The 19,526-nt window shown below is 64.4% G+C and carries 22 protein-coding genes; 10 read left to right on the plus strand and 12 right to left on the minus strand.

The annotated features are described in order from the left end of the window. Positions 1–80: 80 nt before the first annotated feature. The 12 genes from KWO_RS13315 to KWO_RS13370 form a co-directional block, all read right to left on the minus strand. Entirely contained in the window at positions 81–779 is a 699-nt protein-coding gene (locus KWO_RS13315) for a class I SAM-dependent methyltransferase (protein ID WP_010363648.1), read from the minus strand. Beyond that, complete coding sequence (locus KWO_RS13320; RefSeq protein ID WP_026113234.1) at positions 776–2,011, minus strand: amidohydrolase family protein; 1,236 nt, start codon at positions 2,009–2,011, stop codon at positions 776–778. The genes KWO_RS13315 and KWO_RS13320 overlap by 4 nt, the downstream gene beginning before the upstream one ends. Before the next feature lie 12 nt (positions 2,012–2,023). Further along, complete coding sequence (locus KWO_RS13325; RefSeq protein WP_010363652.1) at positions 2,024–2,866, minus strand: class I SAM-dependent methyltransferase; 843 nt, start codon at positions 2,864–2,866, stop codon at positions 2,024–2,026. Between the two features lie 297 nt (positions 2,867–3,163). Continuing rightward, complete coding sequence (locus KWO_RS13330; RefSeq protein WP_010363654.1) at positions 3,164–4,000, minus strand: Wzz/FepE/Etk N-terminal domain-containing protein; 837 nt, start codon at positions 3,998–4,000, stop codon at positions 3,164–3,166. Positions 4,001–4,044: 44 nt separating this feature from the next. Next, positions 4,045–5,178: a hypothetical protein gene (locus KWO_RS13335; protein ID WP_026113235.1), complete on the minus strand. Its 1,134-nt coding sequence runs from the start codon at positions 5,176–5,178 to the stop codon at positions 4,045–4,047. Beyond that, positions 5,175–6,125, minus strand: a complete 951-nt coding sequence (locus tag KWO_RS13340) for a glycosyltransferase (RefSeq protein ID WP_010363657.1) — start codon at positions 6,123–6,125, stop codon at positions 5,175–5,177. Before KWO_RS13340 ends, KWO_RS13335 begins: the two co-directional genes overlap by 4 nt. Continuing rightward, positions 6,122–7,375, minus strand: a complete 1,254-nt coding sequence (locus KWO_RS13345) for an O-antigen translocase (RefSeq protein WP_010378295.1) — start codon at positions 7,373–7,375, stop codon at positions 6,122–6,124. The genes KWO_RS13340 and KWO_RS13345 overlap by 4 nt, the downstream gene beginning before the upstream one ends. After that, entirely contained in the window at positions 7,372–8,484 is a 1,113-nt protein-coding gene (locus KWO_RS13350; protein ID WP_010378297.1) for a DegT/DnrJ/EryC1/StrS family aminotransferase, read from the minus strand. Before KWO_RS13350 ends, KWO_RS13345 begins: the two co-directional genes overlap by 4 nt. Further along, positions 8,484–9,395, minus strand: a complete 912-nt coding sequence (locus tag KWO_RS13355; protein WP_010378298.1) for a GNAT family N-acetyltransferase — start codon at positions 9,393–9,395, stop codon at positions 8,484–8,486. The genes KWO_RS13350 and KWO_RS13355 overlap by 1 nt, the downstream gene beginning before the upstream one ends. A 7-nt stretch (positions 9,396–9,402) precedes the next feature. Next, positions 9,403–10,356, minus strand: a complete 954-nt coding sequence (locus tag KWO_RS13360; RefSeq protein WP_010378301.1) for a glycoside hydrolase family protein — start codon at positions 10,354–10,356, stop codon at positions 9,403–9,405. 3 nt (positions 10,357–10,359) lie between these two features. After that, on the minus strand, positions 10,360–11,031 hold the full coding sequence (locus tag KWO_RS13365) for an acetyltransferase (protein WP_010363668.1): 672 nt from the start codon (positions 11,029–11,031) through the stop codon (positions 10,360–10,362). After that, positions 11,028–11,465, minus strand: coding sequence for a sugar 3,4-ketoisomerase (locus KWO_RS13370; RefSeq protein ID WP_026112088.1), 438 nt, complete (start codon positions 11,463–11,465; stop codon positions 11,028–11,030). Before KWO_RS13370 ends, KWO_RS13365 begins: the two co-directional genes overlap by 4 nt. 304 nt (positions 11,466–11,769) lie before the next feature. Here KWO_RS13370 and KWO_RS13375 point away from each other — a divergent pair, with 304 nt between their 5' ends. The 10 genes from KWO_RS13375 (at position 11,770) to ccmE (ending at position 19,522) form a co-directional block, all read left to right on the plus strand. Further along, positions 11,770–12,390: a cytochrome b gene (locus tag KWO_RS13375; protein ID WP_174856805.1), complete on the plus strand. Its 621-nt coding sequence runs from the start codon at positions 11,770–11,772 to the stop codon at positions 12,388–12,390. 83 nt (positions 12,391–12,473) lie between these two features. After that, the gene (locus KWO_RS13380; protein WP_010378311.1) at positions 12,474–13,817 is read left to right on the plus strand and encodes a hypothetical protein; all 1,344 of its coding nucleotides are present in this window, start codon (positions 12,474–12,476) and stop codon (positions 13,815–13,817) included. 24 nt (positions 13,818–13,841) lie between these two features. After that, positions 13,842–14,234: a c-type cytochrome gene (locus tag KWO_RS13385; protein ID WP_010363678.1), complete on the plus strand. Its 393-nt coding sequence runs from the start codon at positions 13,842–13,844 to the stop codon at positions 14,232–14,234. 440 nt (positions 14,235–14,674) lie between these two features. Beyond that, a complete protein-coding gene (locus KWO_RS13395; RefSeq protein WP_010363680.1) occupies positions 14,675–15,463 on the plus strand; it encodes a TorF family putative porin in 789 nt (262 codons plus the stop codon). A 51-nt stretch (positions 15,464–15,514) separates the two neighbouring features. Further along, positions 15,515–16,108 (plus strand): RNA polymerase sigma factor, encoded by a 594-nt coding sequence (locus KWO_RS13400; RefSeq protein WP_017112213.1) that lies wholly within the window; start codon positions 15,515–15,517, stop codon positions 16,106–16,108. Then, positions 16,105–16,761: a zf-HC2 domain-containing protein gene (locus KWO_RS13405; protein WP_010378314.1), complete on the plus strand. Its 657-nt coding sequence runs from the start codon at positions 16,105–16,107 to the stop codon at positions 16,759–16,761. Before KWO_RS13400 ends, KWO_RS13405 begins: the two co-directional genes overlap by 4 nt. Beyond that, complete coding sequence (locus KWO_RS13410) at positions 16,758–18,083, plus strand: S8 family peptidase (RefSeq protein ID WP_017112214.1); 1,326 nt, start codon at positions 16,758–16,760, stop codon at positions 18,081–18,083. The genes KWO_RS13405 and KWO_RS13410 overlap by 4 nt, the downstream gene beginning before the upstream one ends. Before the next feature lie 10 nt (positions 18,084–18,093). Further along, the gene (gene ccmC / locus KWO_RS13415; RefSeq protein ID WP_010378321.1) at positions 18,094–18,852 is read left to right on the plus strand and encodes a heme ABC transporter permease CcmC; all 759 of its coding nucleotides are present in this window, start codon (positions 18,094–18,096) and stop codon (positions 18,850–18,852) included. Continuing rightward, a complete protein-coding gene (ccmD, locus tag KWO_RS13420; protein ID WP_010363690.1) occupies positions 18,849–19,055 on the plus strand; it encodes a heme exporter protein CcmD in 207 nt (68 codons plus the stop codon). The genes ccmC and ccmD overlap by 4 nt, the downstream gene beginning before the upstream one ends. Beyond that, complete coding sequence (ccmE, locus tag KWO_RS13425) at positions 19,052–19,522, plus strand: cytochrome c maturation protein CcmE (protein WP_010363692.1); 471 nt, start codon at positions 19,052–19,054, stop codon at positions 19,520–19,522. Before ccmD ends, ccmE begins: the two co-directional genes overlap by 4 nt. The last annotated feature ends 4 nt before the right edge of the window (positions 19,523–19,526 follow it).

Below are 19,526 nucleotides of genomic sequence, written 5' to 3' on the forward strand. Positions count from 1 at the left end.
GCCATACGCCGCACTCGCGGCGTGCCAATGAATGGCTGCGCATACCGCACAGACAGCGACCACCGCGTGCAATATCTTGCTCATGCGACGCGCCGCAGACGCAGCACCAACGCAACCGGTACCTGTAATGCCGTCTGGTCGAAACGCGCGCCTGCGGGAATATCGGCGGGGTCCAGCATCGGCTCGGCAACGGCTTCGATTGCAAAGCCGAGTGCGGTGCATGCCGAATGCCAGTGGCTGTAGAGATGCTGGGTATGCCGCACTGCGTAGTGCTGCCCGTCCGCTTTGAAGTCGCGGCGCCAGCCCAGCGCGTGACCGATCGGATGCACGTCGCTGCACAGCACGATGCCGCCGACGCGGGTGACGCGATGCAGTTCTTCCAGCGCGGGCCACAGCCGTTGCAGATGCCCCACCACCAGACCGCACACGCTGAGATCGGCTACCGCATCGGTCAGCGGCAACTGATCCAGACTGCCTTGTTGCAAGTCGATGCGTGCGGCCGGCCAGTCCTGTACCAACTCGGCGCCGGCACGCTGCAGCATCTCCGGCGACAGATCGACACCGCTGACGTGCCGCGCGCCGCGGCGCAATGCGTGCAGGATGTAGCGGCCGCTGCCGCAGCCGGCGTCTAACACGTGCTGGTCCTGCAGGTTGGCAGGCATCAGGGCGAGCATGGCGCGTTCTTCGGCCAACATCACCGGGTTGTGCGCGTGCGGCGGATACGCCTGCGCCCATAGTGCATATGCCGCGGCGGGTTCGAGGACCGGCACTGCGCTCACGAAAGTGCTCCATTGGCAGCCAGCGCATGCGCGATCTGCGCAGTGGCCTGCGGTGGCTGCTCCAGCGACACGCGCTGCAGGCCGGGTTCGAGCGCCAGCACCCCCGGGTCGGCCAATGTGGCGTCAAGTAACTTGGGCCGCCCATCCAACAAGACCGGCACGGTCTGGATGCCGGCCGCGTCGAACCACGGCGCAAAATCTGGATCGGCAATGCGCGGCTTGCCATTGCGTATCACTGCACGCAACGCACTGCGGTCACAGCCGATGATGCTGTTGGCATGCCCGCCGCCGCGGTCGCGCACGATCAGCAGATCTGCAACGGCACCGGGGGCGATACGTCCACGCGTTGCCATGCGCAGGATGCGTGCGGAGTCAGTGGTGACCATGCCAAACAACAGATCCGGCGCCAACCCACTCTCGCTGGCAACGCGCAATTCTTCCAACAGGTCGCGTGCGCCACTGATGCGCGAATCGGTGCCCAGCGCCAACCGGCCGGCCGTGCACAAGCGCCACGGATCGAGCGTGCGCCCGAGCAGCGCCCGATTGCTGGACGGGCACCACACCACGGCGGCGCCACGCGCAATCACCCGCTCGATATCCTGCTGGCCCATGCCCACGCCATGGATCAACACCGTGTTGGCGGCCAGGCAGCCAAGCCGGTCGAGTTCGTCCAGCTCGGCACGCGCTACGGCGTCGGTACCTTCGGCCAGATGGATCATCCAGGGATGCGCAGCAGGAGTTGCGGCAAAACTGCGTTGCACTGGCGGACCGTAGCCGGTCCAGCCCAGCGCATAGCTCCAGCCGAATTTGCGCAGCAGGCCCACCGGGAAATTCGCTTCATCCAGCGTGGCGTGCCATGGGTCATGCTGGGCCACGCAGGTGACGCCGGCCAACAGGTTCTTCAAGCCACCATGGCGCAGCCGCACTGCCTTGGGCACGCGCAGTGCGGCGGCAACGTCTGGGTGCTGAAAATGCGCCTGAAATGCCTCGATCCATGCATAGCTGTTGGCGAACGGCGCGGTCTGCGGCAGCGGCGGCACGCAGTTCACCTGCAAATGCTCGTGCGCGTTGATCAGGCCCGGTGCCAGCACATGCCCTTGCAGATCCAGCCGCAAGGTGCCGGTGCCGACGGTGCCGCCGAAGTGCCCCGCACGGATGGTCACTGCGGTGCGCGACGGACCCGCTTGTGTCACCGTGCGCGCGCCTTGCAGGCAGACATCGGCCATGGCCATCGGCATCTCCACTCAGCGCTTGCGCATCACGATCAGAAAGTGATCGCCCATGTCGCGCAGCAGCGGCAGCCCGCCCATGCGGTCGTCGCAGCGCCCAAGGCGCTCGGACAGGCGCGGATTGCGTTCGCAAAAATCCACCAGATACGGCGGCGGCAGGAACAAGCTCAAGGCACGGTAACTTTCCAGCACGAAATGCTTTTCGAATGCGCGGTAGAACTCACGCGGCAGGTGATACCAGGTCCAGATGGTATGGCCGTTCATGCCCACCGCAATTGCCCCTTTGGCGGCACGCACCGCGGCGCGCTTGAAACGCCCACGCAAGGCGTAATGGCCGATTTCCCAGGGACAGATCCGCCCGATCACTGAAAACACCAGGCAGCCATCGGCGCGCAGCAGACGTGCGCATTCGGCGGCGACGGCCGGCAGATCGGGCGCGCAATTGAGCGGGCCGAAATTGGAGTACATGCCATCGAAACTGCCTTCCAGCCGATCAAGCTGCTGAATACCAACATGCGCGGCGGTGAGGCGTTCATCCAGACCCTGCGTTACCGCGCGGTGGCGGGTGCGCTCGACCATTGCCGGCGACCAGTCAGTGGCCAGAACGGAATACCCGCGGCGTGCGAATTCGCCAGCATCCAGGCCGGTGCCGCAGCCCAGATCGATCAGCCGCGAACCCACCGGCAGCTCGGCTGCCACCGTGTCCCACAACGTGGTGCGCATGCGCTGGATCAGCGCGTTGTTACCACGTGGGCCATCGTAGTCGGGAGCCACGCTATCGAACGCGCGTTGCGTTTCCAGCAATTGTTCCGGCGCAACCGTGCCACCTCGCGCCGCATGCTCATTGATTGACGACATGCGCAGCCTCCCACACCAGTCCTGCTGTTCTCACGACCCTCTCCGGACGCAACGCCGCCAACGCGGCATCGCTTGATAGACCTGTGAGTGTCAGGTGCTGCCTTTTTGGTTGCAGCGTGGTGGGTAAAACGCACGCTGTTCAGGCGATCACGTTCGACACGAGTACGTGGGCTCGACGCACAGCAATGCACAGTGCGGCCTACCTTTTGCGGCCATAGCACTTAGCACCTGCGTAACGCGCAACTCAACCCATCGCCATTGTGCCGATGCTCCACCGCAGCCGTTAAGCAACAGCGCTTACAGCGGCTGCGCACGGCGACGTACCGCATTGCGCAGCACCGCGACCAGCACGCCCAGCCCTGCCCCGGCCAGCAGGCCGGCTGCCCAGGCGGTGATCGCGTTCGGATACGCCTGGCGGTCGGGCACATACAGCGGCCATGCCAGCGAGGTCTGATAGGTGTAGCGCGCGGTCAGGCGTGCCACCAGATCATCGCGCTCACTCTTCAAAGCACGAATGGTGGTGTTGCTGTCGGTCAACAACACGCCGGCCAGTACCTGCGCAGGCGTGGCAGCGGAACTGCCCTGCCCGGCTTGCAACTGCTTCTGCGCCTGCTCGCGGTTGGTGGTGGCCGCACGCAGATCCTCGCTCAAGCCTTGCAGGCGCGCACGCGCAAGCTCGAGCGCAGCCGTATTGGTGTCGCCATGCAACATCTGCAGTTGGGTTACGGTGGCCATCGCCAAGGTGCGCGCCTGCTGCGCCGACTCGGCGCGAATGGTCACACCGATCAGATTGGCGTATGGGTCGGGGTCCGGCTTCAGGCTGCCGCGATACAACTGCGCAGCGCGGCCCGTGAGCGGCACCTGCGCCTGACGCAACACCGCATCCTGAAAGAGCCGCGTCTTCATGCGGTCGATGACGCGTTGGAACGGCTCGACCTTGGGGTCGCGGCCAGCAGGGGTCGGGCCGATCTCGCCAACCTGGATCCATGCGGTGGCTTCCCATTGCGGTTTGGCCAGGTGGATGAATGCAAAGGTCAGGCCCAGCACCACCACCAGCGCCGCCGCTGCCCAGCGCCATTCCCGGCGCAGGATGCGCCACAGGTCGATCAGATAGATTTCGTCGTGTTGATTCATGGGGTGCGGCTCTGCAATGGGGCGAAGAATGGCGTGCTGCGCGCTTACGCGGCAGACGGACATGCGGACAGGCGGTTGGGCAACAACAGCGTGCAGGCATGCAGCACCAGGCACAGCGCAATGAAGCCGAAGTTGGTCCAGGTGAATGCCTGTGGCGCGAAAGGCGACATCAAGCAGGCGTAGGCGATGCGCAGGAAGATCAGTACATGGAAGATCGACAGTGACCCATTGAGCCGGCGCACGCTCCAGACCAAGCCGGCATACAGGGCAAACAACGCCATCAATGCCCCTGGTGCGCCCCATGCCATCAAAAACGGAAAGAACTCGGTGCCCACATTGATGTTGGGTGCATCCAGCGGAATGCTGGTGTCGGCAGTCGCAATCGAACCACTGAACGGCACCAGCTGATTGACCAGAAAACTGGCATTGATGTAGCCCTTGGCCACGATCGCGCCGAAGTTGTACGGCCCGGCGCTGATGTACAGCAGCAGCCATTGCACGCCCTGCGGCATAGCGCGATAGAACGCACTGAACGGCAATGCCACCGTCGCCAGGGAGCCGGACCGAAACGCGCCAAGGATCGAAAACACCCCGCCACCCGCCAGCACTAGCAGACCGACGGTTTTCCACGGCAGGCGGCGTGCCGGGTCGCGGCGCAACAGCATCATCAGCACGAACGAGAACAGGCCAGCGAAGATACGGTTGCGGTCGATCACCACGATCGGGAACACGAACCCCAGCGTCACCATCGCTGCGCGTAGCCCGCGATGGCGCACGCACAGCAGTGCAATCGGCGGCAGGATCCAGCACATGTTGGAGATATGCCGCACATGCGCGCGCAACGGGCTCAAGGTGGCGTACGACGACGGATCGCTGAATAACGGAATCGGAAACAGCACCACGTCGGCGATGCAGAACACCGTCACCACCGCGGCCAAGGTCATCGCCAGGAATGCATCGCGGGTGCCGGCATAACGGTAATGGCGAAAGCGCTCAACCGACGGCAGCTGTGTGCGCAACGCCGCATCAAGCGCGAAGGTTGCCGCCGCCGCAAGCGCGAGTAACACAATGCCTTCTACGTACCCGTCCGGTAGCGCGTAGGTCAGCCACGTCAACGCGCAGCTGAGCAGCATCGGAAATGCGAGATAGGTCGCCGGACGGCGTAGCAGCGCGCTCATGCAAGCTTTGCCGCGCGCGCGGCGCGCTTGGGCCACCATCTCGCTGGCAGCGACAACCATGCGTAGGCCAATAACTGCATGACCACCTGGTGCGGCCGGCGCCGCAGAAACGCGACCTTGGCTGCGATGTAGTGCGCCTGTGCATGCGCCAGCGTGCGATCAGGCTCGCCGAACAATGGCGCGCAACGCAGCGCCACCTGCTGCGACTCGCGCAGGTTGGCGATGCGCGCCGGTACATGCACGGTCTTGCTGAGGTTGTTACCATGCAGGCGGTACGCGCACACCGGTAGATCGACAAAGCCCAGTGCATTACGTGCGGCCAGGCGCAGGAAGAAATCCCAGTCTTCGATACGCAGCGACTCATCCCAGCCGGTGCATGCATCGAAGGCACTACGCCGCAGCAGGGCCACTGCCCCGCTGACCGCCCAGTGCCGTATCACCGCGCGACGGATGCCGGACTCGGAGCGATACAGGTCCGTATCCACCCCGTGCAGATCGCGCATGGCGCTGCCATGCAGCAGTTGCCCATGCTCATCGACCACACAGGCATCGCCAATCACCGCCAGCTTTTGCGGGTGTGCGCGCAGGTAACGCACCTGCGCGTCCAGCCCGCCGGGCAGAAGGTAATCGTCGCTTGCGCCAAGCCGCAGATACTCTCCCCGCGCACGCAACGCCAGTTCGTTGAGCGTAGCGGCTACACCACGATTTTTGCGCTGCACGAAGTGCACCGGTAGCCGCTGCCCATGATCGCTGATCCACTGGCTGATCGTTTCGCCGGTGGCATCGCTGGAGCCGTCGTCGATGATGACGATCTCCTTGCATGGATACGGATCTTCCAACACGCTATCCAGGCAGCGCTGCACGAAACGCTCATGATTGAACGCCGGAATCAGCACCGACACCAATGGCCAGCGTGCATGTGCCGATGCAGTCGCCTGATCGTTCATGCCGTGCGCCCCAGATAGCGCCGCACCACCACAATGTTGAACAACAGATACAGCACGTAGTTGGCGGCGAAGGCATACATCGCACCGATCAGCCCGAACCGCGCGGTGAACACGTACACCAGCGTCAGATAACTCGCCGCAAACACGCATTCGGAGATCACGAACAGCCGCGTCATTGCCTTGGCCAGCATCACGTACGACAGCACGAAGGCGGCGATCTTGATTACGTCGCCCAGCAATTGTGGGCCATACAGCGGCGCTGCCGCGGCAAATTGTGTATCGAACAGCAGCCAAGTGACCCAGTCACGACACACGTAAACGCCGAGTGCCATCACGATCACCGCCGGCATCACGTAGCGATATGCACTGCGAAGTTCCTGGCCCAAGGCGGCAGAGCCGCGCAGCGAGGCCAACTTGGGCAAGTAGTACACGTTGATGGCAGTGGTGAAGAACAGCAGATAGGCATCCGAGACCCGGCTCACCGACTGCCAGTAACCGACTTGCTCCCAGCCGAACAGCAGCGCCAGATGGTCACGCACCAGGATGGTCACCAGCTGCGGCACCAGCGTAGAGGTGAGCGTCATTACCGAAAATGCTGCCAGCTGGTAGGTCATTTGCGCATCGAAGCGCATCCGCCACATGGCAGGCTGAAAATACGGGCTACGCCGCAGCGCCGGGACCGCGGCCAGTAGCCACAGCACCTGGCCTAGCACCAGTGCCAGCAACGCGCCGTGCAACTGTGCCCGGCTGGAGAGCCACGTGACCAGTGCAACGCTCAGCACGGCGCCAGACACTTGCACGAAGGCGAGCCGCCGCACATCCATAAAGCCGTTGATCACCGCCAGCGTGTAATTGAGCAGTGCGATGCCTAGCTGCGCAATCGCCAACACACAAATCAGCGGGCGGTAACTCGCATCACCCAGCAGGCGCTCGGCAATCGCTCCACTGAATACAACCGCCAGCAGTGCCATCACGCAGGCCGCGCAGAACGCATACCAGAGCGCTGCACTCAGCAAGCGCGCCAACGCGGGCGCGTCGTCACGGTACTGCGCCACATACTTGACGATACCGGCACTGATGCCGCCGCCGGCCACGACCGCCAGCACCGACATCAGGTTGAGAAACTGGCCGAGCCGGCCCACGCCCTGCGGCCCGGCATAGACGGCAACCAACTTGACCAGGACCAAACCCGCCAGCAGCTTGGCCAGCGTTGCAACGCCGGTGTAGGCGCTGCTGCGCACGACATTCATGTGCCGCAACCGAACGACCGACAGGCCGCAATCACGTGCGCAACCGCTGCGTCATCCAGCGCCGGCCCCATCGGCAGGCTCAGCACCTCTTGATGCAAGCGCTCGCTCAGCGGCAGGCAGGCCTCCCCCAAGGTGGCGTACGCCGGCTGCCGGTGCGGCGGCACCGGGTAATGAATCTGCGTCTGGATGCCTTGCTGCAACAGATGCTTCTGCAATGCATCGCGTTGCGGGCTGCGCACCACGAACAGATGCCAGACGTGCTGCTGCTCGGCCACCAGTGTGGGTAGCACGATCAACGGGTTGTCGATGCCTTGCAGATAGCGCTGCGCCACTGCTCGCCGCAGCGTGATCTCTTCTTCGAGATAGCCCAGTTTGACGCGCACAAATGCAGCCTGCATTTCATCCAGACGCGAATTCACGCCTTGGCAGAGGTGGTGATACTTCACCTCCGAGCCGTAGTTACGCAGCGCGCGAATCCGCTCGACCAGGCGCGCATCCGAGGTCGTCACTGCACCACCATCGCCCAGCGCGCCAAGGTTCTTGGTCGGGAAAAAACTAAATGCCGCTGCATCGCCGAAAGCACCGGCGCGTCGCCCCTGTGCGCTTGCACCGTGGGCTTGCGCGGCATCTTCGATCAGCAGCAGGCCGTAGCGGTGGGCCAGTGTCTGCAAGGCCTGCATATCAGCCAGCTGGCCATACAGGTGCACCGCGATGATGGCGCGCGTGCGTGGCCCGATGGCCTTCTCCACCTTGGCGGGATCAAGGTTGAAGGTGATCGGGTCTGGTTCCACCGGCACCAACACCAGCTGGTTCTGGCTGATCGCCAGGAACGTCGCGATGAAGGTGTTGGCCGGCAAGATGATCTCGTCGCCTTCGCGCAACACGCCCAACTCGCGATAGCCACGCAGGATCAACGCCAGCGCATCCAGCCCATTGCCCACGCCCACTGCATGCGTGGTACCGCAATAACTGGCGAATTCGTCTTCGAACGCAGCCAGCTCTTGACCGAGCACATACCAGCCAGAATCGACCACCCGCGCCGCGGCGGCTTTGAGTTCATCCGCATAGCGCGCATTGACGGCGCGCAAATCCAGGAAAGGCACATCCATTACAACGTCCATCGATAGAAATCCTGCACCACGGCGCGCGCGCCGAAGCGTTCCTTTTGTTCCACCAACCCTTCGTTGAGCACCTGTCCACCCTGCTCGGTCGAGATGCCAAAGCTGAAGTAGTCGCGCTGCGCGTACACATCGGTAATCAGCTCGGCCAGCAGCAGACTCAGCGCATCCAGCTGGCGGCCCTGTTCGGACACCGCCAGATATTGGGTGTGCACACTGCGGCCGAAATCGAATGCCAATGCGGCCGCCACCAGCTGCCCGTCAGCGCGCGCTTCATGCAGCACAATCTGCTGTGCAAACCGGCCTTGCAGCAGTTGCAACTCATCCAGCCGATGCGTCGGCGCTACGCCATGCCGCTGTAATACGTGGGTCAGCAAGGCATGAAAGGCGTCCAGCTGAGTTCCGCGCTGAATCTGCACGCCGGCCTTGCGGGCCTTGGCGATGGAGCGCCGCCTCTCGGCACTGAAGGCAAGCGGCTTGCGTAGCGCAATGACCGACGAAAGATCGCGCCGATAAAGCTGCGCGCCGACCCGATGCAACGCGTACAAGTCTTCTTCGGCCGGATACGCATGAAAGATATGCGGCACTGGCTTGTAGACAATCTGGCGCACGCCAAGCGCTCGGTAGTGCGCGGCAATCTGTTCAAACACCTGCGATGTCGCGCCGGCGCGCAGCGCCATCGACGACAACAGCCCGGCATAGGTCAACCCGGCATGGCTACTGACGCAATCGCCGTGCACGTTGGCCGGGAACACCGCTACAACCTCGCCCGCGCGTTCCACGAGCAATGACGCATCCACAAAACGCGCGGCGTGATAGTCCATATAGCCGCGCCGATGCAGCAGATTGCCATTACGCGACGACGCCACCAGGTCATCCCACGCGGGCGCATCGCCTGGCACGTACGGCCTAACCGAAAACATGGCCGCCCTGTAACGCAACCGGCAACGCCGCCTCTGCCAGGCCGAAGCCCGCCTGCCCCATCGCGTTGCCGTTGTAGAACATCAACACGCGCTGGCCGTGCTGAATCAAGGCGGGGTAGCACAGCGTTTGCGCATCCCAGCCGTCATCGGACAATGCAAGCCCCAACTGGCGGTCGTCGCGTTCCCAGTGCACCCCATCGCTACTGAAGGCGATGCCGGGAAAGTAGCCGCCCTGGAGGTCGCCACGGGTGAAATACATCAGATAGCGCTCGCCGAGCCGGTACACGCGCGGACGCCCGATACGGTATTCGTCGCCGCGTGGACGCAGGCACACAGCATCGTCGGCGGGGATGCAGCGCAGGTCGTCGGCCTGGGCGTAGCGGATGTGGTAACGCGGATATGGCTGGCCGCCGATCGTTTCCCAGTCATCGCCCACCGCGTACCACAATCGCCAGCGGCCCTCTTCGTAGCGTGCCGAATGCACTGCGGCAATCGTGCTGCGACCGGGGGCGCGATCGAGCAGCGGCGTTTCCTGCCGACGCTGGAAGCTCTCGCCCCCGTCGCAGGAGACCGCCAGACCAGTGAAGGCGAGAAACTTGGCCTTGGCCACCCGCTGGAACCCGACATAGAACATGTACAGCCCGTCCGGCCCGGCCACCACATCACCCAGGATCATGCCGTTGTCGTCGAAGCACCCATCGCGGCCGATGTCGAGCACTGGTTGCTTGCTGACGCCGACGATCTGCGTGGGTGCGTCGGCGCGCACATCCACATAACCAATGCGGCTCACGCCCTGCGCATCGCGAAAGCCGGCGTACACGCGCAGCACCTGTGCGGAGAGACGGTGCGGCGTGGGCGTCAATGCGGCATGGTGCATCCAACCGCCTACGCCATCACGTGCGACATCGAACACCAGCCCGCGTTTTTTCCAGGCAAACACGGCTCAGAGCTCCACGTCGAAGCTGGATTTTCCCGCCACCGCGCGCGCCGGCGAGCCCACGTAGACGCGCTCGGCTTCGGTATGTCGGGTCACCAGCGCGCCGGCACCGATGACATTGTTTGCTGCAATGCGCACCTTGTCGCTCAACGTAGCGTTGACGCCGATAAAGCTGCCCTGCCCGATCTCGCAATAGCCGGAAATCACCGCATGCGAGGCAATGAACACATGATCCTGCACCACCGTGCGGTGACCGATATGGTTGCCGCTCCACAACACGCAGTTATCGCCGATGCGGGTAAATGGCTGGACCACGTTACCCTCGAAGATGAAACAATTGGCACCAATCTGCGCGTTATGCCAGACGAACGCACGCGAACTCAAATAGCTGGCGCAGCGATAGCCGCGCTGCACCACGTGCTGAAAAAAGCGCGTGCGCAGGCGATTGAGGTGGGTCGCCGGAATCGCGACGAACACCGCGTACCGGTCAGGCGGGTAGCGTTGCTCCAGTTCTTCGTAAGCCACCACTGGCAACCCGGCTAACGTGCGCCGCAACAGAAAGTCGCGCTCCACGCTGAAGGCCACCACGGTGTAGTCGCTGTCGTGCCGGAAGTATTCGCAGGCGATCTGCGCGAACTCGCCAGCGCCGACGATCACCAATGGTTTTGGTGCGCTCATGCTTCCAACCTGCAGGCTTGCGGCTGCGTGCTACTGCGCACTTCGCTCACGAATTGGTCGTAATCCAGAATGTAATCGCCCGGGTCGTAGAGCTGGTCGGCCAGCACCATCAGCACGCAGTCGGCACTGAAGCGGTACAGATCGCGCCATACCATGTGGCCGAGCAGCAGGCCTTGCGAGGGGTCGTCCAGCACCACTTCGCTGGCACCATCGCCGTTGCCTTCGTCGAGCAGAATCGTCACCGAACCGTGCAAGGCCACTGCAAATTGATTGAGCTGGCGGTGCGCGTGCTGGCCACGATGCACGCCGTCACGCGTGCCGAACAGGTAATACACGCGACGGATCTCGAACGGGATATTGCGCTGCTGCTCCAACGAAATGAGCAACCCGCGATCGTCACCGTGGGTGTGCAACTGGATGCGTTCGATGGCCATGATCGGAGAGGCGTAACCGCTGACTGCACGTGGTGCGACATGCCTGAGTGCGCCGGGTTGCGCGAAAGGTTGCGCGCGGTCGCGACCCTGCGAAGCGATGTCCGCGCAAGCGCAATCGAGCGTGCCGAAGCACCGCGACATGCAGCGCGTGCCAGCGATGTGCAGAGGCGATGCAACCTTTTTCCGACATCGCCGCACCCATCGGTACACGTTCACCTGGCCGCCATTCGGCCGGCGTGGGGAGCCAGGCCTGGCAGCACAGCACGTTGCCGGAACCAACGACCGCCACCGGAAGACAGATCAGATGAGTTCATCCCCACAGGCGCCCGTCGGCGCTCCCGCCTCCGGCGCAGGCACCTCGCCCCTGCCAGAACAGACGCCCCCATCTGCGCGCGTGCTGCCGCTGCCGAAATCGATGCGCGTGCTGCATTGGCTCACAGTGCTGTGCCTGATCATGGCAGCCACGCTGATCCTGCTGCGCGCCGAACTGGATGGCCGTGCATTGCGTCAGTGGCTGCTGGAAGGCCATCGCCATTTCGGCCTGCTGGTGCTGCTGCTGTTCGCGTTGCGCATCGGGTTGCGCATGCGTCTGCGCACGCTGCCGCCCGGCCCACCCGCGTCGCTGCCGATGCGTCTGGCTGCGGGTGCCACACATGTAGCGATGTACGCACTGATGCTTGCGCTGCCGTTGCTGGGCTGGTCGCTGAGCAGTGCCTACGGCAAGCAGGTGTATTTCTTCGGCATCCCCTTGCCCGCGCTGGTCGCGCCGGACGGCGACCTCGGCGATACCCTCGGTACATGGCACTTGAATGCCGCCTGGGCGTTGCTGGCGCTGGTGCTGCTGCATATCGGCGCCGCGCTCTGGCATCACCTGGTGTTGCGCGACGGCCTGTTGCGCCGCGTGCTGCCGGGCAAGCGCGCATGAACCGTCGCGCCCCGCCTTCTGTCGTTCGTTTACTCGCCCATTCCCGCACCGCTGCCTCCCGCACCGTCGAACAAGGACTTTCCATGCCCATTTCCCAGCCCATTCCGCGTCGCACTGCCACGCGTACCGCCTCCCTGACCTCCTTGTTGTGCGTGTCCGGCCCATTGCTGCTGCTGGCCAGTACGCAGGCGCAGGCGATTCCCTCGTTCGCACGTCAGACCGGCTCGTCCTGCGCGGATTGCCATGTCGGCTCCTACGGCCCGTCGCTCACGCCCTACGGCATGCGCTTCAAACTCGGCGGTTTTACCGATACCGATGGCGACGGCACCAAGATTCCGGTGTCCGGCCAGCTCACCTGGTCGCGCAACAACCCGAACCGTGGCGATAGCACCTCACGTCTGCGCGAAGCGGATCTGTACCTGGGCGGCCGCCTCAGCGACAACATCGGCGGCTATTCGAAGATCCGCTCCAGCAACAGCGGCAATGCGACTTTCGATACGCGCCTGGACGATGTCGATCTGCGCTTTGTCAGCAAGCCGTTCCAGATGGCCGGCAAGGACACCATTATCGGCGTCAGCGTCAACAACAACCCGGGCATTTCCGACCCGGTGCACGTGTTGCCGAACGCCTCCACGCTGAACCCGGCTTCCAACGGTGGCGCGTCCACCATGCTCAGCTCCTCGGCGCTGTCCAACCGCGTCATCGGCGCGAGCGTCTATGGGCTGTACGACCGCAATTGGTACGGCGAAGTGGGCAGCTACAGCGCGCTGTCACCATCGGCGCAGGATCGCCTCGGCTGGCCGGTCAACGGCGACCCGGGCAAGCTCGGCGGCACCAGCTATGCGCGTCTTGCCTATATGAAGGACATGAAGCGCCAGTTCTTCTCGGTGGGCCTGACTGCGCTCAATACGCGCCGCCAGCCGCTGCGTGTCGGGCCCAGCGACGACCTCACCGATTTCGGTTACGACCTGACCTACCAATTCCTCGGCACCCGCGAGCACGTGCTGTCGTTGGCCTACGTCAACATCTATGAGCGTCGCAAATACGGCAGCCCGCTGATGTCGACCGACCCGACCATGCCGGCACTGGACCGCGGCAGCGTGCGCGATCAGACCATCAGCATGAACTACGCCTTCAAGCAGTCCTACGGCGTGCTGGCCGCGCACATGATCAACACCGGCTCGTTCGATGCGGCGCGCTATTCGCCGGTGGGCATCCCCGACACCACCAGCAATTTGATCCTGGTGTACTGGACCCCGTTCGGCAAGGAAGGCACCTACACCTCGATCGCCAACCTGCGCGTGTCGGCTGGCTGGTTCCGTTTCGACAAGTTCAACGGCAGCACGTCCAACGTGTTCCGTAGCGCGCCGATCACCAATCCGCGCGACCTCGACAGCTTCACCCTGTCGGTGAACCTGACCTTCTAATCCCCCCCACTTGTACGGATCTCCATGAACTCACCCCGCAAACTCTCCCTGTGGTGCGCGCCGCTGGCTGGCCTGTTGCTGGCAGGCGCACTGCCCATGCCCTCGGCACACGCTGCCGACGGCGCCGGCATCCTCCTCACTGAATGCGGCGAATGCCATAGCGCCAAACAGGGCAAGAACAAGAAAGGCCCATCCCTGTTCGGCGTGGCTGGCCGCCCTGCCGGCAGCGTGGCGGACTTCAGCGGTTACTCCGACGCGCTCAAGAACAGCAAGTGGACCTGGACCCCGGCCCAGCTCAAGACCTATCTGTCGCAATCCTCGACCAAGGCCCTGCCGGGCACCAAAATGAAGTACGACGGCCTGGACGATCCAAAGCAGCTGGACGCGTTGATCGCCTACCTCAACACCTTGAAGTAGGGTCGATCAGCGCGTGGCGCGTCGGCATCCGCCGGGCGGACGGATGCCGCACGGAACCGCAACGCACGTTGCCTGCCTGCGGTTGCAGTCTTCGGCATCGCGTGCACGGCGCCACAGCCGCGGCGGCCTTCGCTGGCACCGTGGTTGTAGTTGATGCGCTTTCCAGCCGCGGCGGCCTCTCCGTCGGCCGGCTGTCCAGTCCGGATCTGGAGAATCCTGCACGGGCCGGACAGGGCGGATGTGCGTTGCCGGACGTTGTGCCTTCGCGTATACGGACGAAATCGCCGCAGCCGCGGCGGTCTCGCTCACCGTCATAGTTCACCATCGCGCCCCGTCTCACGCCCAGCTCTCACCCCAGTGCAGACCGTTCCAACTTCCAAGCCGCTCCCCCTGCGACCGCAACGCCACTGCGCCCGTGGTAGTTTTCCGTGGACGCACTGATGGGCATTGCCGTCCGCCACGAACATGCCGAGGCCCCGCTAGCCGCGCCCACTCAGCGGCACGCGCGCCTGCAGATGCAACGCAGGCAACCCCGGCTGTTCCAATGGCTGCTGCTCACGCTGGCATCTGGCTGCTGCGGCGGCGCCCTGGCCAACGACCTCGGCGGCGAGGTGGCGGTGACCTCCAGCCTGATCGACCGCGGCATCTCCATCGCGCCCAACAAGGTCACCGTGCAGGTGGCCGGTTACTGGCTGCCCTCCCCCGGCTGGTCGGTCTCTACCTCGGTCGCGCTGCAGTCGCCCGACTGGAGCGACCCGGTGGCAGTCGCCGCCCAGGTCGGGCGCGCCTGGATGCTGGGCGACCGCTGGCAGATACAGGCCAGCCTGCTCTACTACGGCTACCCGACCGACCGCTCCACCCGTACCTTCAACCGCCAGGAAGCCAGCCTGGCCTGGTCCTACCGCGACGTACTGACGTTTGCGATATCCACCTTCAACTTCCCGCGCGCGGACCAGTCGCCGTGGAATGCGGCATTCGACATCACCGCCAACATCCCGCTGCGCAACGATTTTAGCCTGTTGCTGGGCGCCGGCTCCTCGCGCTTTCCGGCCATGGCTTACGGCGCGGCGCACTCCGGCCGCTATCAGTACGGTCAATTGGGCCTGAAGTGGAGCCGCCTCGGATGGACGTTGAAAGCCGAGCGCATCCTGACCAGCAGCAATACCCCACGCATGCAGGGCGGCCCCGGCGAAACGCCATGGCTGGGCACGGTGTCCAGAGCGTTCTGATCCTTACGCAACCTTTTGCCCGCCTACGCGCACTAACGTGCGTTACCCGCCATGCCTGCCTTGATGAATGACACCGACACCCTGGGCGATGCCACCGACCGCATGCTGTTGCGCCGCATGGCTGCGGGCGATCGCGACGCGTTGGCCAGCATGTACCACAGCTACCACGGCCGGCTGTGCCGGTTCCTGTCGCGGCTGACCCGCCGCCCGGACATCATTGAAGAAGCCATCAATGATTGCTTCTGGATCGCCTGGCAGAAAGCCGGCGACTTCCGCGGCGACTCGCAGGTGTCCACCTGGATCATGGGCATCGCCTACCGCTGCGGGCTCAAATGCCTGCGCCAGCATGACGGCGAAGCCATCGACGACACCGCGGTGGTGGAGGACCACGCCCCCAGCGCCGACGACAACGACGACCGCGAACTGCGCGACTGGCTGGACAAGGGCATGGAACGGTTGTCGCCAGACCAGCGCCTGGTGGTCGAACTGGTCTACGGCGTCGGCCACAAGCTCGAAGAAGTGGCCGACATCATGCAGTGCCCGGTGGGCACCATCAAAGCCCGGCTGTTCCACGCCCGGGTCAAATTACGCAATGTGCTGCCCGGCCTGGCCGGCAGCGCCCCTTACACGGAGACCATGCAATGAAGACGTTTTTCATCGCGCCTGGCAAGGAATGCTCGCACGCCTGGGAATTGATGCCGGCGGTGCTGCTGGACAGTGCTACCGAGGAAGAAAATACCTGGCTGATTGCGCACGTGGCCAAGTGCGCCTCGTGTAGCGCCGAATTCGCCCAGCAGAACCGCCTGCGCCAAGCATTGGCGCTGCCGTCTGCCGTCAAGCTGGACCCGAACGCCGGGCTGCAACGCCTGCTCGGCCGCCTGGATGCACCGGAGCAGCACACCGCACCTGCGCGTGTGCCGGCAGCCCGCCGCTCCGGCAGCTGGACGGTGCGTGCGCTGGCCGCAGCAGCGCTGGTGCAGGCCATCGGGCTGGGCGTCATGGGCGTCAAGCTGGCCTCGCCCGCGCCGTCGCACGACTACCGCACGCTCAGCAGCGCCACCGCCCTGCCGGTGCCGCAAGGCGCCATCCGCGTGGTGCCGGACGCGAAGATGACCGTGGCCGACTGGGACCGGCTGCTGCATGCGCAGCAGTTGCAGGTGGTTGGTGGCCCGAACGACATGGGCGCCTACACCGTGGTGCCTGCCGCACCGCAGCCGCCCCTCCAACCGCAGCAGACCGTGCAGCAACTACGCGCCAACCCGGACATCAGGCTGGCTGAGATCGTCTCGGCGCCATGAATCGTCTGCTCGCCATCGGCCTGATCGCCGCACTCGTTGGCCTAGGCGCGCACACAAGCGCACACGCTGCCGCAGTTCTCCAGGAGCCAGCAACGGACGGCGCCGGCTCCGCCACGCCGTCCGCAGATGCGCAGATGCCCGACAGCAGCCGCGACATCCTGCTGGCGGTGGCCAACCCGCTCGCTGCACCGCCAGCCCGCGCCGGATCCAGCCTGATCGGCTATGCATCCAGCTATTACGGTGCCGGCCAGAAGGCGGCCGCGCGCATGGACAGCATCAAGCAACGCTACAAACTGCGCGAAGTCTCGGCTTGGCCGATCACCTCGCTGGGTCTGTATTGCGCCGTGCTGCAACCCCCGCCTGGCGTGTCGCGCGATGAACTGGTCAGTGCACTCGCCGACGACGAAGGCGTGGAGCTGGTGCAGCCGGTGCAGGATTTCTCGGTGTTCTCGGCCGACGCGTCGGAACAGACCACTTCGCTATCCGGCTATAACGACCCGTACGTGGACATGCAACGCGGCTTCATCGACACCGATGCCGCCAGCGCGCAGACCGTCACCCAGGGGCGCGGCGTGGTGATCGCAGTCGTCGATACCGGCGTGGATACCAACCACCCGGATCTGAAGGCGCGCATCCGCGACGTGCACGATCTGGTCGATGACACACCGGTGACGACCAGCACCGATTCGCACGGCACCGAAGTGGCCGGCATCATTGCTGCCGGCAGCAACAATCACCAAGGCATCGTCGGCATGGCACCCAAGGCCATGTTGAGCGTCTACAAGGCGTGCTGGTACGCGCCCACGGTCGGCGCCACCGCACGCTGCAATACCTTCACCCTGGCCAAGGCGCTGGCGGCGATCAACAACAGCTCGGCGCGGGTGATCAATCTGAGCCTGGGCGGCCCCGCCGATCCGCTGCTGAGCAAGATGCTGGAGCAGTTGGTGCAACAGGGCCGCATCGTGGTGGCGGCAATGCCGCCGAACGGGCGTCTGGACGGATTTCCCGATGACGTGCCCGGCGTGCTGGTCGTGCGCAGCAGCAGCGCAACTCCGGCCATGCCGGGCGTGCTCAGCGCGCCCGGCAAGGACATCCTGACCACGCAGCCAAACGGCCGTTACGACTTCACCTCCGGCTCGTCGATGGCCACTGCGCATGTCAGCGGCATGGCCGCGCTGCTGTTGTCGCTGCAACCGTCGATGGATGCCAACGCATTGCGCGAACTCATGCAGCGCACCAGCAAGGTCTCCGACGGGCAGTTGCAGGTCAACGCCGGCGCCGCAGTGCAGGCGTTGGCGCCTCACGCCAAACATTCCAACTGACGGCACCGGCATGGCCAAGTGGATTCCCCTGTGGCTGCATCAACTCAGCTCGCCGCCCACGTTTTATCGCGTCGCCGGTAGCGTGCATCCGTGGGCGCTGGGGCTGGCGTTGCTGCTCGGCGCAGTGGCCGCATACGGCGGCCTGGTGCTGGCACCGCCGGACTATCAGCAACACGATGCCTATCGCATCATTTTCATCCACGTGCCCAGTGCCTGGATGAGTCTTTTCATCTACGCGGCGATGGGTGTTTCGGCATTCATTGCGCTGGTGTGGAGGATCAAGCTGGCCGAAGTGGTCACCATGGCCTCGGCACCAATCGGTGCGGCCTTTACCTTCATCACCCTGTGCACCGGCGCACTGTGGGGCAAGCCGATGTGGGGCACCTGGTGGACCTGGGATGCGCGGCTCACCTCCGAGTTGCTGCTGCTGTTTCTGTACCTGGGCGTGCTGGGTCTGTATTACGCCGTGGAGGACCGCCGCCAGGCGATGCGCGCCGCCGGCTTGCTGGCGCTGGTGGGCCTGGTGAATCTACCGATCGTGCATTACTCGGTGGTGTGGTGGAACACGTTGCACCAGGGTTCTACCGTACGCCTGCTCGGCCCCTCCAAAATGAGCGCAGACATGCTGTGGCCGCTGCTGACCATGATGCTGGCAACCAAGTGCTATTACGTGGCCAGCTTGTTCGGCCGCGTGCGCGTGGAATTGCTGGCGCTGGAGAGCGGCAAGGAGTGGGTCCGCCGCATCGTGTTGACGGAGCGCACCGCATGAGCACCGTTCTGGCGATGGGCGGCTACGGCCACTACGTGTGGACCGCTTACGCGTTGTTCGTGCTGGTGCTACTGGCCGATCTTGCAGCGCCGTGGCTGCGGCGTCGCCGCTTGCCGCGCGAACTGCACGGGCAGTTGCAGCGACAGGTACCGCGACGCGTGCGCGATCAACCCGCCCCTGTGCTGGAGCGGGACGCGCCATGAATGCCACGCGCAAACAACGTCTGTGGTTGGTGATCGGCGTCCTCGCCGCCGCCGCGCTGGCCGTTACGCTCATCGTGTTCGCGTTGCAGCGGAACATGAGCTACCTGTTCACTCCCAGCCAGGTGCACGCTGGCGAAGCAACCGGCTATCAGCAGTTTCGGCTCGGCGGCATGGTCAAGGCCGGCTCGATCCAGCGCGCCGCCGATTCGCTGAAAGTCAGCTTCACCGTCATCGATAAAAACGCTGCGACCCAGGTGGAGTACACCGGCATTCTTCCGGACCTGTTTCGCGACAACCAATCGGTGATCGCCAACGGGCGCATGCAGGGCGGGCGCTTTGTCGCCAACGAAGTGCTGGCCAAGCACGATGAAACCTACATGCCGAAAGAGTTGAAGGATGCGATGGCCGAGGGCCACGTTGGAAAACCAATCCCCGCCAGCGCCGCACCGCTAGCCACGCCGCGTTGATGCG

It is taken from the genome of Xanthomonas vasicola pv. musacearum NCPPB 4379, assembly GCF_000277895.2.
Taxonomy (GTDB): domain Bacteria; phylum Pseudomonadota; class Gammaproteobacteria; order Xanthomonadales; family Xanthomonadaceae; genus Xanthomonas; species Xanthomonas vasicola.

What these genes read in the sequence shown, in the direction of transcription:
- ccmD (WP_010363690.1), top strand. Translation starts at nt 18,849, where the DNA reads ATGAGCACCGTTCTGGCGATGGGCGGCTACGGCCACTACGTGTGGACC.
- KWO_RS13375 (WP_174856805.1), top strand. Translation starts at nt 11,770, where the DNA reads ATGAGTTCATCCCCACAGGCGCCCGTCGGCGCTCCCGCCTCCGGCGCA.
- KWO_RS13340 (WP_010363657.1), bottom strand. Translation starts at nt 6,125, where the DNA reads ATGAACGATCAGGCGACTGCATCGGCACATGCACGCTGGCCATTGGTG.
- ccmC (WP_010378321.1), top strand. Translation starts at nt 18,094, where the DNA reads ATGGCCAAGTGGATTCCCCTGTGGCTGCATCAACTCAGCTCGCCGCCC.
- KWO_RS13365 (WP_010363668.1), bottom strand. Translation starts at nt 11,031, where the DNA reads ATGAGCGCACCAAAACCATTGGTGATCGTCGGCGCTGGCGAGTTCGCG.
- KWO_RS13335 (WP_026113235.1), bottom strand. Translation starts at nt 5,178, where the DNA reads ATGAGCGCGCTGCTACGCCGTCCGGCGACCTATCTCGCATTTCCGATG.
- KWO_RS13345 (WP_010378295.1), bottom strand. Translation starts at nt 7,375, where the DNA reads ATGAATGTCGTGCGCAGCAGCGCCTACACCGGCGTTGCAACGCTGGCC.
- KWO_RS13405 (WP_010378314.1), top strand. Translation starts at nt 16,105, where the DNA reads ATGAAGACGTTTTTCATCGCGCCTGGCAAGGAATGCTCGCACGCCTGG.
- KWO_RS13410 (WP_017112214.1), top strand. Translation starts at nt 16,758, where the DNA reads ATGAATCGTCTGCTCGCCATCGGCCTGATCGCCGCACTCGTTGGCCTA.
- KWO_RS13370 (WP_026112088.1), bottom strand. Translation starts at nt 11,465, where the DNA reads ATGGCCATCGAACGCATCCAGTTGCACACCCACGGTGACGATCGCGGG.
- KWO_RS13385 (WP_010363678.1), top strand. Translation starts at nt 13,842, where the DNA reads ATGAACTCACCCCGCAAACTCTCCCTGTGGTGCGCGCCGCTGGCTGGC.
- ccmE (WP_010363692.1), top strand. Translation starts at nt 19,052, where the DNA reads ATGAATGCCACGCGCAAACAACGTCTGTGGTTGGTGATCGGCGTCCTC.
- KWO_RS13325 (WP_010363652.1), bottom strand. Translation starts at nt 2,866, where the DNA reads ATGTCGTCAATCAATGAGCATGCGGCGCGAGGTGGCACGGTTGCGCCG.
- KWO_RS13330 (WP_010363654.1), bottom strand. Translation starts at nt 4,000, where the DNA reads ATGAATCAACACGACGAAATCTATCTGATCGACCTGTGGCGCATCCTG.
- KWO_RS13320 (WP_026113234.1), bottom strand. Translation starts at nt 2,011, where the DNA reads ATGGCCATGGCCGATGTCTGCCTGCAAGGCGCGCGCACGGTGACACAA.
- KWO_RS13400 (WP_017112213.1), top strand. Translation starts at nt 15,515, where the DNA reads ATGCCTGCCTTGATGAATGACACCGACACCCTGGGCGATGCCACCGAC.
- KWO_RS13350 (WP_010378297.1), bottom strand. Translation starts at nt 8,484, where the DNA reads ATGGATGTGCCTTTCCTGGATTTGCGCGCCGTCAATGCGCGCTATGCG.
- KWO_RS13380 (WP_010378311.1), top strand. Translation starts at nt 12,474, where the DNA reads ATGCCCATTTCCCAGCCCATTCCGCGTCGCACTGCCACGCGTACCGCC.
- KWO_RS13395 (WP_010363680.1), top strand. Translation starts at nt 14,675, where the DNA reads ATGGGCATTGCCGTCCGCCACGAACATGCCGAGGCCCCGCTAGCCGCG.